This is a genomic window from Acinetobacter sp. ACNIH1 (assembly GCF_002934695.1).
Taxonomy (GTDB): Bacteria; Pseudomonadota; Gammaproteobacteria; order Pseudomonadales; family Moraxellaceae; genus Acinetobacter; species Acinetobacter variabilis.
Genome location: NZ_CP026420.1, coordinates 2,066,849 through 2,080,296, shown reverse-complemented (window position 1 = coordinate 2,080,296; position 13,448 = coordinate 2,066,849). Strand labels below are relative to the sequence as shown.

At 43.8% G+C, this 13,448-nt stretch carries 14 protein-coding genes; 7 read left to right on the top strand and 7 right to left on the bottom strand.

Features of this window, described 5'->3' with window-relative positions:
- Positions 1-61: 61 nt before the first annotated feature.
- The gene (locus tag C3F22_RS10205) at positions 62-556 is read left to right on the top strand and encodes a hypothetical protein (protein ID WP_104426490.1); all 495 of its coding nucleotides are present in this window, start codon (positions 62-64) and stop codon (positions 554-556) included.
- A 42-nt stretch (positions 557-598) separates the two neighbouring features.
- Here C3F22_RS10205 and yddG read toward each other — a convergent pair whose 3' ends face one another.
- The 6 genes from yddG to gatC form a co-directional block, all read right to left on the bottom strand.
- Positions 599-1,534, bottom strand: a complete 936-nt coding sequence (gene yddG, locus C3F22_RS10200; protein WP_104426489.1) for an aromatic amino acid DMT transporter YddG — start codon at positions 1,532-1,534, stop codon at positions 599-601.
- Positions 1,535-2,101: 567 nt separating this feature from the next.
- On the bottom strand, positions 2,102-2,707 hold the full coding sequence (locus C3F22_RS10190) for a hypothetical protein (protein ID WP_104426488.1): 606 nt from the start codon (positions 2,705-2,707) through the stop codon (positions 2,102-2,104).
- A gap of 179 nt (positions 2,708-2,886) precedes the next feature.
- A complete protein-coding gene (locus C3F22_RS10185; RefSeq protein WP_104426487.1) occupies positions 2,887-3,573 on the bottom strand; it encodes a DUF2971 domain-containing protein in 687 nt (228 codons plus the stop codon).
- Between the two features lie 74 nt (positions 3,574-3,647).
- Positions 3,648-5,123, bottom strand: coding sequence for an Asp-tRNA(Asn)/Glu-tRNA(Gln) amidotransferase subunit GatB (gene gatB / locus C3F22_RS10180; protein ID WP_034703392.1), 1,476 nt, complete (start codon positions 5,121-5,123; stop codon positions 3,648-3,650).
- Positions 5,123-6,601, bottom strand: a complete 1,479-nt coding sequence (gatA, locus tag C3F22_RS10175; RefSeq protein WP_104426486.1) for an Asp-tRNA(Asn)/Glu-tRNA(Gln) amidotransferase subunit GatA — start codon at positions 6,599-6,601, stop codon at positions 5,123-5,125. Before gatA ends, gatB begins: the two co-directional genes overlap by 1 nt.
- 52 nt (positions 6,602-6,653) lie before the next feature.
- Positions 6,654-6,968 carry an Asp-tRNA(Asn)/Glu-tRNA(Gln) amidotransferase subunit GatC gene (gene gatC, locus C3F22_RS10170; protein ID WP_104426485.1) on the bottom strand — a complete coding sequence of 105 codons (315 nt, stop codon included), beginning with the start codon at positions 6,966-6,968 and terminating at the stop codon, positions 6,654-6,656.
- Between the two features lie 133 nt (positions 6,969-7,101).
- Between gatC and C3F22_RS10165 the strand changes: the two genes are divergently transcribed.
- From C3F22_RS10165 to C3F22_RS18365, 6 genes are all read left to right on the top strand, one after another.
- A complete protein-coding gene (locus C3F22_RS10165; RefSeq protein WP_005234480.1) occupies positions 7,102-8,148 on the top strand; it encodes a rod shape-determining protein in 1,047 nt (348 codons plus the stop codon).
- Positions 8,149-8,164: 16 nt separating this feature from the next.
- Positions 8,165-9,022 (top strand): rod shape-determining protein MreC, encoded by an 858-nt coding sequence (mreC, locus tag C3F22_RS10160; protein WP_104426484.1) that lies wholly within the window; start codon positions 8,165-8,167, stop codon positions 9,020-9,022.
- Complete coding sequence (gene mreD / locus C3F22_RS10155) at positions 9,009-9,500, top strand: rod shape-determining protein MreD (RefSeq protein ID WP_005234482.1); 492 nt, start codon at positions 9,009-9,011, stop codon at positions 9,498-9,500. Before mreC ends, mreD begins: the two co-directional genes overlap by 14 nt.
- Complete coding sequence (locus C3F22_RS10150; protein ID WP_034581127.1) at positions 9,488-10,054, top strand: Maf-like protein; 567 nt, start codon at positions 9,488-9,490, stop codon at positions 10,052-10,054. The genes mreD and C3F22_RS10150 overlap by 13 nt, the downstream gene beginning before the upstream one ends.
- A gap of 39 nt (positions 10,055-10,093) precedes the next feature.
- Positions 10,094-11,548, top strand: a complete 1,455-nt coding sequence (rng, locus tag C3F22_RS10145) for a ribonuclease G (RefSeq protein ID WP_005234484.1) — start codon at positions 10,094-10,096, stop codon at positions 11,546-11,548.
- A 132-nt stretch (positions 11,549-11,680) separates the two neighbouring features.
- On the top strand, positions 11,681-11,854 hold the full coding sequence (locus C3F22_RS18365) for a PA1571 family protein (RefSeq protein ID WP_171284726.1): 174 nt from the start codon (positions 11,681-11,683) through the stop codon (positions 11,852-11,854).
- Between the two features lie 157 nt (positions 11,855-12,011).
- Here C3F22_RS18365 and C3F22_RS10140 read toward each other — a convergent pair whose 3' ends face one another.
- On the bottom strand, positions 12,012-13,394 hold the full coding sequence (locus tag C3F22_RS10140) for a WS/DGAT/MGAT family O-acyltransferase (RefSeq protein WP_104426483.1): 1,383 nt from the start codon (positions 13,392-13,394) through the stop codon (positions 12,012-12,014).
- Positions 13,395-13,448 lie beyond the last annotated feature (54 nt).

Genomic DNA, 13,448 nt, shown 5'->3' with positions numbered 1-13,448 from the left:
TACATGCTACAAAGAAACTGCATTGTTCAAGCAGTTTGAACGGGTGAAAAAGGAAAGGAATATGGGGTTCAAAGCTTTATCGGGTCTTCGGGCAGTCTTCATGACCACAGCATTGCTGGGTACAACTCAGATTGTGACAGCCGGTCCAACGGTTGATCAGCTTAGTGACTGTTTGATGAAATCGACGACAGCCACCGATAAAACCACAGTCTTGCAATGGACCTTTGTGGCATTGGGTAATCATCCTGATCTGAAAGCTTTTAGCAATGTAACCGCAACTCAAAAGGAAACGCTCGACAGAAATTTAGCGACGGTTTTACAGCAGATTCTGGTTGAGCAATGTCCAACCCAAACCAAAGCGGTCATTCAGGCTGAAGGAGTACAAGCAGTGGGTGAAAGTTTCCAGGAGCTTGGGCAGGTCACAGGTGAGGAAATACTGAAAAATCCGGAAATCAAAAGTCAGCTAAGTGGTGTACTCAAATATATCGATATGAGCAAACTGGTCACGACGTTTTTGACACCTGACGTGTGGAATAAACTAGGCATCACCCGTTAATGGATTGCAGATGCAGCCAAACTTAAACCGCAAAAATGTGGTTTAAGTTTTATAAAGCTTGCCTGGAAACAGTCGGTCCCGAATTTCATCCCAGTTGGTCGACAGCCAGCAAATAAATGAACCTAAGGTGACCATCATCGTGCCGATCCAAAAGGTGTGGGATAGACTGGTATTCAGTACCCACATGGAAATGACAGACGAAAAAATCGGGCTAAAATAAGACAATGCGACCAGCATCGCGATATTGCCCTGGTTAATCCCGATATTCCAGGCTGCATAACCCAAGCCAGTTACGACTGACACCAGCAACATATACAGCATGATATTCAAGTCAATATTAAGAAGTTGTGGCAGTTGTTCGTGATCTAACAGCAGGGTCTTGCTCCAGAGAACCACACTTACCATCGCGAAAAAGAACACGATCGGGTTATGTCCTTGGCTGTATTTTTTGGTAAATACACAATATAGCGACCATAAACTCGCCCCAATAAATGCCAATATATAACTGGTCGGATTGGCTTGTATGTTGTGAATGACGGTTGCTAAATGAATATCACCGTTGCCCGTCTGGATATAAAAAATACCTGCCACACTAATACTGAGCCCTACCACTACTAAGCTGTGAAATTTCAGTTCATGAAATAAAATCAGCATGGCAATGGTCATACTGGGCCACAGATAATTCACTAAACTAATTTCAATGGCTTGCTGTGCAGTTTGTGCGAGTGCTACGGCATAGGCAAAGCAGATTTCATACACCAGAAATAATGCAGCTGCACTCAGCAGATAAAATTTGGGTATGGTTTTGAGTTTGGGAACGCCAAAAACAGCCAGTAAGAGCAGGGTGCTTAAGCTATACATCATGAGTACAGCCAGGTCAGGTCCAATACTAAAACTGATTTTTTTGAGTAACCCCACGATAGACGACCACTGTAAAATGGCACTTAAGCCAATCAGCGTAGCGAGATTTTTCGACATGATAAGGGCGGGATGGGAGAATATGCAGATTGTATTCCTGTTGAGTGATTTTCAATATGGGACAGACACGATTTTATGATCAAATTCAAAAAAATCGTTAATAACCGCTTTATGATTTGAATATCCCGATCATGAGTTTAATGATCCAAAAAATGGGTGTGAAAATTAGCTCGATACCATCGGCAAGGTTGGCTAGTTTGCTTTCTCTGGCTGTGAGTGTACGTGGTTTGATAGATTTACGTCTTCTTGACTGATATGCGCCAATGATAAACACAAGAATGATCAGGATAATGCTAAGTAAGATAATGTAATTTGACATGTTTTTGTTTTTCTTCGGTTTGTTTTTTGATTTTATAGCATGTTTTAAATCCTCTCCCTAGCTCTCATCCTTTCTTACGCTTCGTTTTAAAAACAATGCTTTAAAACTCGCTCAGGAGAGGGAACACCGTGTATCATTTTAATCACATGACAAAGTCTCCCTTTCTTAAAGGGAGATTTAGAGGGATTTCAAATTTGTAATGAAAGCTCCTTCTCCCACTGGGAGAAGGCAGAGGATGAGAGGAACAATTAAATAAGATCAGGAGAAAACTTCTCAAACTCTTCATTCACCGCTTCATCCCGTAGCAAATAACCTTTCGGTTGAATATAGCTATAAATTTCCCGTGCAGGCTGTTCATGCCAGCCAACATTAAAAGCGCAAAGTTTTGGGAAAAATTGCAGATGGCTATAGTTCAGATTGTTATGAATCCAATAGGCAAGTTGTTGCCAGTTGGATTGGTCTTTTTCATACAGTTCTAGAAATGAAGGAATGACTATACACGCTGTTGCGCCGTAACCCTTTTCGTCGGGATAGTCCCAAATATGGCTGGCAAAGTTTTTTTCATTGCTAGCACAGTTATGTCCTTTTTCGTTGCCAAGTTGATTCACTTGTGGCGAACGATAAGCGGATCGAATGGCAATACGTCCGAATTTTTCTTGTAATGGTTCGAGCAGTTGCTTACACAGTTGTGTACCTGTGTAGATAGCTTTTTCTGGATGGTCTGGGAAGTTAGGTACACCGTACCAATTGGCAATTTCGCTATATAGGAAATCAAGCATAAAGAAGGACTTGGATAGCTGGATTCGTCCCAAGTCTTCAAGTTTGGCGATAGAGGATACTTTTTTGATGGTCATGTTGTTTTTGGTGTAAGTGTTTTGTTGATTGTATGATTAAATTTTTGAAATTTGAATGATTTACCACTCGTTTGTATTTTTAAAAACCTCTCCCTATGGGAGAGGGATAATTAAAATCAAACGTAAAACGTGGTTTCGATAGCCAGATGTATTTAAAAATCGCTATTATGAGTTAAAATTTAATTTAGGCGTGTGTATAGCTGAGATTTAATAATAGGGATATGTACTAAATCATATTTTTGTAGTATTGATTTTATGATTGATTCTAATAGGGGGGATGCATATGGAGAGATATGTAATTTCTTTATCAGAATAGAACAATCAATTGCCACATTGATACCTTTGGGGTGAGCCCATGTCATACTTTGATCTAATTTATCGCTATCAGGTACTTTCCAATAAATGGCTCTATATTCTTGTTCATGCATAAAGGATTTACGCTTATAAGCCAAAATATCTTGAACATTTAATCCATTATTTTTTTCTAAGCACATTCTTATAATAGAATTATTGTCATAGTCTATATAATGCACTTTCTGTATTTCTATACTAGTAGGAAGGCTTGTACGTAATCTAACTAAATCAGTTTCGATGGCAATAGCATCATCTATTCCACCGTAGAGTTTCCACATTGCAGCAGATTCGACTTCATTTTCATGCCAACAATTGATGAATGTGGAATCTCTTTGAATAATGATTTCTAGCTGAGGATTACTCTGTAAGATTTCTTTATCACCAGATGCAAGTTCACCCTCATAAATATCTTCATAATTGTCAGCACGATTAAAGTACAATTCTTTTTTTATAATTATGGCTAAGAATTTTGTTAAATCCATGTAACGCCATATTTTTGGATTACCAGTCATCTTATTTCCTACTAATAAAAACCCCGCATTAAGCGAGGTTTTTATAACACGAAATCAATTGATTAGCGAATAAATCAACCAATCAATTTCTTCATCAATTCATTCACTTGTGCAGGATTCGCTTTACCACGTGATGCTTTCATCACTTGACCTACTAGACCGTTGAAAGCTTTCTCTTTACCAGATTTATACTCTTCAACCATCTTCTCATTGGCAGCAAGCACTTCCTTAATAATTGCTTCAATCGCGCCTGTATCAGTTTCCTGTTTCAAGCCTTTTTCCGCAATAATCTCGTCCGCAGTTTTGCCTTCTTCCCACATAAAGCCGAACACTTGTTTCGCGATCTTACCGCTAATGGTGTTATCGACAATACGCGCGATCATACCACCCAATTTCTCACTCGACACAGGAGAATCAGCAAGGTCTAGGCCAGCTTTGTTTAAAGCACCTGAGAATTCACCCATCACCCAGTTTGCTGCAATCTTACCTTGTGCAGCACCGCCAGCAGCTTTCACCACTTCTTCGTAAAATTCTGACATTTCACGAGTCAGTGTCAGTACGTGAGCATCATACTCAGTCACACCAAAGTCCGCCACGAAACGCGCACGACGAGCAGCAGGAAGCTCAGGCATTTGCGCTTTAATCGCTTCGATTTGCGCATCTGGAATCACCACAGGCAACAAGTCTGGATCAGGGAAGTAGCGGTAATCATTCGCTTCTTCTTTAGAACGCATTGAACGGGTTTCCATCTTCACAGGGTCGAACAGACGAGTTTCTTGGTCGATAGTGCCGTCCCATTCCAGAATTTCCATTTGACGTTCAATTTCAACATTGATCGCCTGTTCAATGAAACGGAATGAGTTCAGGTTTTTCAACTCACAACGTGTACCGAACGGTTGACCCGGACGACGTAAAGATACGTTACAGTCGGCACGGAACGAACCTTCTGCCATGTTGCCGTCAGAAATACCTAACCAGCGTACCAGTGTATGAATCGCCTTGATGTAAGCCACGGCTTCTTCAACAGAACGCATATCCGGTTCAGATACGATTTCTAGAAGCGGCGTACCGGCACGGTTCAAGTCGATGCCTGACATGCCTTCAAACTGGTCATGAATCGATTTACCTGCATCTTCCTCAAGGTGCGCACGAGTCACGCCAATGCGTTTAACCGTGCCATCTTCAAGCTGGATGTCGATATGACCCAAGCCTACAATCGGGTTATCCATCTGGCTGATCTGGTAGCCTTTTGGAGAATCCGGGTAGAAGTAGTTTTTACGTGCAAATACAGAGGCTTGGTCGATGTAAGCATCGATACCCAGACCAAAGCGAATCGCAAGATCAACGACTTCTTTGTTCAGTACTGGCAATACGCCCGGCATCGCAAGGTCTACTAGGCTCGCCTGAGTGTTTGGATCATTACCAAATTCAGTTGATGAACCAGAGAAGATTTTAGATTTAGTCGCAAGCTGAGTGTGAATCTCGATACCAATAACGACTTCCCAACCATCAATCAGGTTAGATTTTGGTTTAGCAGCGTTTTTAGCCATTATGCATTCTCCTCAGCAATTGCAGCGCGTTTAGTATGCCAATCAGTTGCCTGTTGATACTGGTGTACCACAGACAACAATTGAGATTCTGACCAGTAGTTACCAATCAGCTGTAAGCCAACTGGCAAGTTGTCTTTGTCAAAACCAACAGGCGCATTAATCGCAGGAAGGCCTGCAAGGTTTACCGCGATGGTGTAGATGTCACCTAAGTACATTTCAACCGGAGACAGGTTTGCACCGATACGATATGCAGTAGTCGGTGCAGAAGGCGCAGCGATGACATCGACAGATTCAAAAGCTTTTAAGAAGTCTTGTTGAATTAAACGACGTACTTTCTGTGCTTTTACATAATAAGCATCGTAATAACCAGCAGACAGGGCATAGGTACCAATCAGGATACGACGCTGAACTTCAGCACCAAAACCTTCTGAACGAGAGCGTTTGTAAAGGTCGAGAAGATCTTTTGGCTCTTCACAACGGTAGCCATAACGCACGCCGTCATAACGAGACAGGTTCGAAGATGCTTCTGCAGGTGCGATCAGGTAGTAAGTTGGAACATAAGCTTCAGTCATGTTGAGATCAATCTCAACCAGAGTTGCGCCCATTTCTTCCAGTTTTTTTAAGGATTCTTCAACGCGTGCTTTCACGTCTGCATCCAGACCTTCAACATTGAAGTACTGTTTTGGAATACCAATGCGCAGACCTTTTACAGAAGTACCGTTCAGGTTAGCAACGTAGTCATCAACATCTTTGTCCATTGATGTTGAATCTTTAGCATCGTGACCGGCTATCACATTCATTAGGTAAGCACAGTCTTCAGCCGAACGTGCCATTGGGCCGCCTTGGTCTAGAGAAGATGCATACGCGATCATACCAAAACGTGATACACGGCCATAAGTCGGTTTCAGACCGGTCAAACCACAGAAAGACGCTGGCTGACGGATCGAACCACCGGTATCGGTACCGGTTGCGAAGGGTGCCAGATCAGCCGCTACCACCGCAGCAGAACCACCTGAAGAACCGCCCGGAACGTGATCCAGTGCCCACGGGTTTTTGGTCGCGCCAAAATAAGAAGACTCGGAAGTTGAACCCATGGCAAATTCATCCATGTTCACTTTACCAAGTGTGACTAAGCCCGCAGCTTTACCTTTCGCTACAACGGTCGCGTCGTAAGGAGAGATAAAATTGTCCAGCATTTTAGAACCGGCAGTGGTTTTAATGCCTTGGGTACAGAAGATATCTTTATGCGCAATGGGCACGCCAGTCAGGGCAGTGGCATTGCCGGCTTTGATTGCAGCATCGGCAGCATCAGCTTGAGCTAATGCCTGTTCAGCAGTCACGGTCACATAAGCCTTGACCTGTGCATCAATTTTTTCGATGCGTTTTAAATAGTGTTGAGTCAATTCGCGGGATGAAAATTGAGCATTTGCCAAACCTTCAGTCAGTTCACGAATGGATAAGCGGTGTAAATCTGTCATGGGAAATAATTCTTTACGTTTAATTTAATAAAAAGAATGAACTGGGTAGTAATTACTCAATCACGCGTGGGACGAGATACAAACCGTTCTGTACAGCAGGTGCAACTGCTTGGTATTCCTCACGATGATTGCTTTCCGACACGACATCTTCACGTAAAGGCTGTGGGTGGTCGAAAGGGCTTTTCAGTGGTTCAACACCGTCAGTATCGATGCCTTTCAGCGTTTCCATCATGCCTAAAATTTTATTTAAACTTTGAGCATATTCAGCAGATTGCGTATCATTAAGAGATAACCTTGCGAGGTTGGCAATAGCTGAAACTGTTTCTGCATTTAAATCTGCAGAAGACTGTGCATCCGATGTAGACATAATATTACCTAATCAGTATTAAAAAAAATTCAAATTATCATGCGTTATGATAAGCGATTGACTTGTCCAAATCATCACATTTAGTTAAAGTGGCCACCTTGCGTCCATATAAAGTTTAACTGAGAACGTCCCCGTGATTCTAAAACGACTAATAGGCTTGTTTTCGCCAGATCTCGCTATTGATTTAGGTACTGCAAATACACTTATTTATGCGCCAGGACGAGGCATTATATTAAATGAACCGACGGTTGTAGCCATCCGTCACAGTGGTTCACATAAAATTGTTGCTGCCGTAGGTCTTGACGCGAAACAAATGCTTGGTCGTACCCCAGCAAATATTTCTGCAATCCGTCCGATGAAAGACGGCGTGATTGCGGATTTCGAAGTGACCGAAACCATGTTAAATCAGTTCATTGGTAAGGTACACGAAAAACGTTTATTCCCGCCAGCGCCACGCGTAGTGGTTTGCGTGCCATGTAAATCGACACTGGTTGAACGCCGTGCGATCCGTGAAGCAGTTTATAATGCGGGTGCACGTGAAGTACGTCTGATTGAAGAACCGATGGCTGCTGCAATTGGTGCAGGCATGCCGGTTGAGCAGGCATGTGGTTCGATGGTTGTCGATGTGGGCGGCGGTACAACTGAGATTGCAGTCATTTCGTTGCAGGGTTGTGTATATGCAGACTCGCTGCGTATTGGCGGTGATGTATTTGATGAACAGATCATCAACTACGTACGTAAGGCACATGGTTGCGTGATCGGTGAAACCACAGCTGAAGTGATCAAAAAAGAAGTTGGCATGGCACTTCCAGATGAAGGTGCAAAACCGCTGGAAATTGAAGTTCGTGGCCGTAACCTGGCTGAAGGTGTGCCTCGCGCGATTGTGGTGAACTCGGATGAAGTCACTCAAGCGATCTCTGATCCACTACAAAACATCGTGTCTGCTGTGAAATCTGCATTGGAACAAACACCTCCTGAACTGTCTTCTGACATCGCTGAACGCGGGATCGTGTTGACCGGTGGTGGTGCATTGCTGCGTAACCTGGACAAGCTGCTTGCTAAAGAAACAGGTCTGCCTGTTGTGGTTGCTGAAGATCCACTGTCTTGCGTGACTCGTGGTGGTGGTAAGGTACTCGAATTCTTCGACAATCCAAATCATGACATGTTATTTGTAGGCTAAGACAAGGATTCGGCGGGTGCAAGCACATCTGTTTTCTCGACAACCGCCATCTTTTCGCTCTTTTATCATTGCACTGATAACATGTCTGGTGGTGCTGTTCTTTGACTGGCGCATGCCACATGTTGTTCAACCTGCAAGGGATGTCTTGTACGCGGCCTATAATCCCATTTATGCCGTGGCCAGCTATCCAGTACTGTCGCGAGAATGGCTGAATCAACAAACCAAATCTGAAGCACAACTGCGTCGTGAAAATACCGCGATGCGGGCTGAGCTATTGCAGGCGCAAGTTCGCCTACAAAAAATTGCAGAGCTTTCTGCAGAAAATACCCGTTTGCGCGGTCTTTTAGATACCTCTCTGATTCTTGATGGACGTATGGAAATTGCTGAGGTGATTGGTACCGATGCTGATCCGCTACGCCATATCATCGTGATCAACCGTGGTTCCAATAACAAGCTGAAAGTCGGTCAGACCGTACTGGATGACATGGGGATTATGGGACAGATTATTGATGTCTATGCGCATAGTAGCCGGGTTATGCTGCTCTCTGATAAAGAACACTCCTTGTCGGTACGTCTGGAACATACTGGCATGCGTGCCATTGTCTCGGGAACCGGGGATCTGGGACGCCTGAAAATGGAATATGTACCGACCAGTGCCAACATCAAAGTCGGTGAAAAAGTCTATAGCTCGGGTTTGGGACAGCATTTCCCGGCAGGCTATCTGGTCGGCACCGTCTCTAAAGTACAACGTCATAATTCAGGTGAATTTGCCCAGATTGATGTTACTCCAGCCGCGCAACTGGCTGGTGGTCATCATGTAGTGGTGTTATTTTCCGATTCTTTAGCGATGGAGCAGCCACATGTCGATCGCTAAACTGAAACCAAGAACCCATCGGGATCCCTTGTTGCCGATCATGATTTCGGTAATTTTTGCCTCGGTTCTGGTGGTCTATCCTTTATCTTATTCGCTCTCTGGCTGGCGCCCGCAGTTTATGCTGATGATCATGCTGTTCTGGGTGTTGTGTCAGCCGACCTGGTGTGGAATCTGGTTTGCATTTGCTACCGGGATATTCATTGATTTACTGCTTGATGCGCCTTTAGGTCTTAATGCACTTAGCTTTATCATCATTGCTTTTGTGGCACGTTTCCTGACCCGTGAGCGCCGTATTCTGACCTTTGCTAATTTATGGGTCATTACGGCAATTGCGATTCTGGCACATTTGATGATTATATTCTTTGCCCAGATTTCGACCGGCGTACAATTCTCATTTGCACGACATTGGATTCCCATGCTGACTAGTGTCATCATATGGCCAGTGCTTTATTACTTTTTGAGAAAATGGCGCATTTAATCCTCGCTTCCAGCTCACCCCGACGCCGTGAACTTTTGCAGCAACTCGGGCTGAACTTTGAGATCTCTAGCCCAGATGTAGACGAATCTGTACTGGAAAATGAGTCCATTGCAGCCTATGTCGAACGTCTGGCGCAAGTCAAAGCGGAAGCGGTGGCCAAGCTGTTTCCGGATGCCATTATTATTGCTGCGGATACCAGTTTAGGTGTGAATAATGAGATTTTGGGGAAACCTGAATCCAAACAGCATGCCTTTGAAATGTGGAAAAAAATTTCAGGGAGATGGCATGATGTGTTTACTGGAGTGTGCGTCCGCACAAAAGAAGAAAAATACAGTATAGTAGTTCGTACACAGGTTGAATTTCAGCCACTAAATAGCCATGATATGGAAAGTTACTGGGCAACAGGTGAGCCGCTTGGGAAAGCAGGCGCCTATGCAATACAGGGAATTGCAGCGCGTTATATTCCAAGAATAGAAGGTAGTTATTCGAATGTAGTGGGCTTGCCACTATATGAAACAGTACAGTTATTGCAGACGGTTAAGGCACTAAATTAACTGCTGAAAAAGAATTCTTATAATGTTTTGAGTGTTGTTATGTCTGACGAGTTGTTGATTAACGTCACACCGATGGAATGTCGGGTGGCGTTGATTGAAAACGGCACGGTGAATGAACTGTTTGTCGAGCGTACGGCCAAGCGCGGATTGGTCGGGAATATCTATAAAGGGAAAGTGGTCCGGGTCTTGCCGGGCATGCAGGCCGCTTTTGTTGATATTGGCCTGTCCAGAACGGCATTTTTGCATATCAATGACATGGTCTGGCCACGTAACCAGCCAACGCCGAATGTATTCGAGCTGTTGCAGCCGGGTCTGATTCTCACCGTTCAGGTGATGAAAGACATGCTCGGCACCAAGGGCGCACGTCTATCTACTGATCTTTCTATTCCTTCACGTTATTTGGTCCTGATGCCATATGGCAATCATATTGGTGTATCGCAGCGGATTGAATCCGAAGATGAACGCAATCGTTTACGCTCGATCATTGAGCGTATTCAGGCAGAACACAAGCTGCCAGGTTCCGTGATTGTCCGTACTGCTGCGGATGGCATTGAAGAGGAAGCCATTGCTCAGGATATGGCTTACTTAGCTAAACTATGGGAATACATCCAGCGCAAACAAAAAGTCATCGCAGTGCCTTCATTAATTTTTGAAGAGCTGCCTTTGCCACAGCGTGTCATTCGTGACTTGGCCAATGAAGAAACCGAAAAGATCTATATCGATTCACGTGAAATTCACGGCAAGCTGAAAGAGTTTGTGGATGAGTTCGTGCCGAACATGAAAGACCGTTTACTGCATTATCCGGGCGAGCGACCAATTTTCGATTTGTACAATGTCGAAGAAGATCTGCAAAAGGCTCTACAAACCCGTGTAGCACTGAAGTCCGGTGGTTATCTGATGATTGACCAGACTGAAGCCATGACCACAATTGACGTCAATACCGGTTCTTATGTGGGCGGTCGCTCGCTGGAAGATACGGTGTTTAAAACCAATATGGAAGCCACACAGGTCATTGCACGTCAGCTGCGTCTGCGTAATCTGGGCGGTATTATTATCATCGACTTCATTGACATGCAGGAAGCGCAGCATCGTGAAGAGGTGATGAACCAGTTTGTGAAAATGCTGGAACGTGATCATGCCAAAACCAAGATCACCCAGGTGTCTGAACTGGGGCTGGTGGAGATGACGCGTAAGCGTACCCGTGAGTCTTTGGAACACTTGTTATGCGAGTCCTGTCCGACCTGTCAGGGACGTGGATATGTGAAAACAGCAGAATCAGTGTGTTACGAAATCTTTCGAGAAATCCTGCGCTATGCTCGCGCTTATGAATCACAAAGTGGCTTTACTGTCGTTGCCCATCCGGCAGTGATTGATCGGCTGTTGACTGCAGAAGCCCCAGCTGTGGCGGATCTGGAACACTTTATTAATCGTGTAATTAAATTCCAGGTCGAAAATTTATACACGCAAGAGCAATACGATATCATTCTCAGCTGAAATTGTAACAGAATATCGTTAAACACTTGTTACATCTGAAATTTTACATCTCTACTGATATTTACAATACTAGAAACATCAAATTAGCCAAAGCCTTTCTCCCAGTTCTAGGCTTAGCAAAAGGAGTCTATGATGAGTATGAGTAAAGTTGTAATCAATAAAAGCTTGAAACACGTATTAGAACCAAAGTCTGTGCATGCAGGATATATTGTGGATGAACGCGGGAATGAAGTTCAGATTACAGCTTCTATGATTCGCTCTGTTTGCCATCAGTTATTAAAACAGTGTCGTACTATTAAAAGTTAATTAAACCAAAATAGATTGCAGTTATATGAATTTCATTCAAACTGTAAAAGGAATAAAATCAAGGGGCTTAAATTGCCCCTTTGTTTTTCAATAAATAATTGGCAAAAGTGCTCACACACTTTTTAGCAGTCCATTGCCAGATTTTATTCGTCCGCGGCTAACTGACCGCTTTCAACTTTGGGACGGGTTCACCATCCACAATCCGTTCGAAGCGCTGAATTTCTTCTTCAAGATGAGTCAACAGATTCTGCATTTTTGGTAGAGCATTACGGCAAGCGGTAAGACCTACTTCAAGCTTGTCCATATAACTGGTCATCGTGATATTCAGTGCTTGTCCATCCAGTACAATTGAAGCCGGATATAAGGCTTCTAAACGTGCGCCATTCCAGTATAGGGGTTCCTGAGGACCAGGGACATTTGAAATGATCACGTTAAATGCCTGACGTTTTGGCATTAAGCCAGATGCAATATTGAATCCTGCAAGACCATAGACAAAGGCACTATAGTTCAAAATTTGATTGGCATTCATGCGCTTAAAGCGCTCTTTAGCACTGAGTACACTGCGACGTACCGTTTTTAAGCGTTCTAAAGGATCATCCTTATGCGTGCCGAGATTCGCCAGAATCATGGTAATACGGTTGGAAACATCGGAATCATCGCTACGTACGGAAGCCGGCACCATCGCAATCAATGGTTTTTTCGGCAAAGCATTTTGTGTGAGTAAATATTCGCGTAAGGCACCTGAACAGATCGCCAGCACAATATCATTAATGGTTACACCTAAAGCTTTGGAAATATGACGCAGACGTGAGAACTCAAAAGATTGGGCTGCGAAACGACGTGAGGTACTAACACGCTGATTTAAAATCGAACTTGGCGCCTGAAAGCTGGATACATAATCTGGATTACGCCCCATATCTTTCAGTACGGTTTGCGATAATTCATAAGCCACTCGTGGTGTACATTCCAGCTGTCCTTTAATCGCCTGTAGCACATTCTTCATGCGGCTGACTTTCGGCGCTTTCAGACGTTTTGCTCGTGGGCCTTCTACACACCAAGGTGGCACAATACTTTTCGCATGTGGATCATGAGAAAGTGATTTTTCTACCAGACGCATGCCTGCAATACCATCTACCATCGCATGGTGAATCTTGAAGTACATGGCAAAACGGTTGCCTTCAATGCCTTCAATAATATGACAGGTCCAAAGCGGTTTAGCGCGGTCAATCAGTGCACTATGTTCTTGGGAAATATAAGTCAGCAGCTCGCGGATACGCCCAGGTTTCGGTAAGGCAATATGGCGAAAATGATGATCTAAATCAAATTCTTCATCTTCATCCCAAAATAAACCGTTTAAATAGTTATTAAATGGAGGAATCGGTGAGGATTTGGAATTGCGAATATCAGTCACCAGATCCCGGATAAAAGAGGCTGGTGCATTGTCAGGAATTTGAAACAAAAATAACCCGCCTACATGCATAGGCTGCTGCCGTTTCTCTAAAGACAAAAAAATAAAGTCAATCGGATGTAATGGACGCATAGCGTAGATTGCCTCACTGCATTTTCTTCAGCTGCTCATGTATAAGCAACCTTG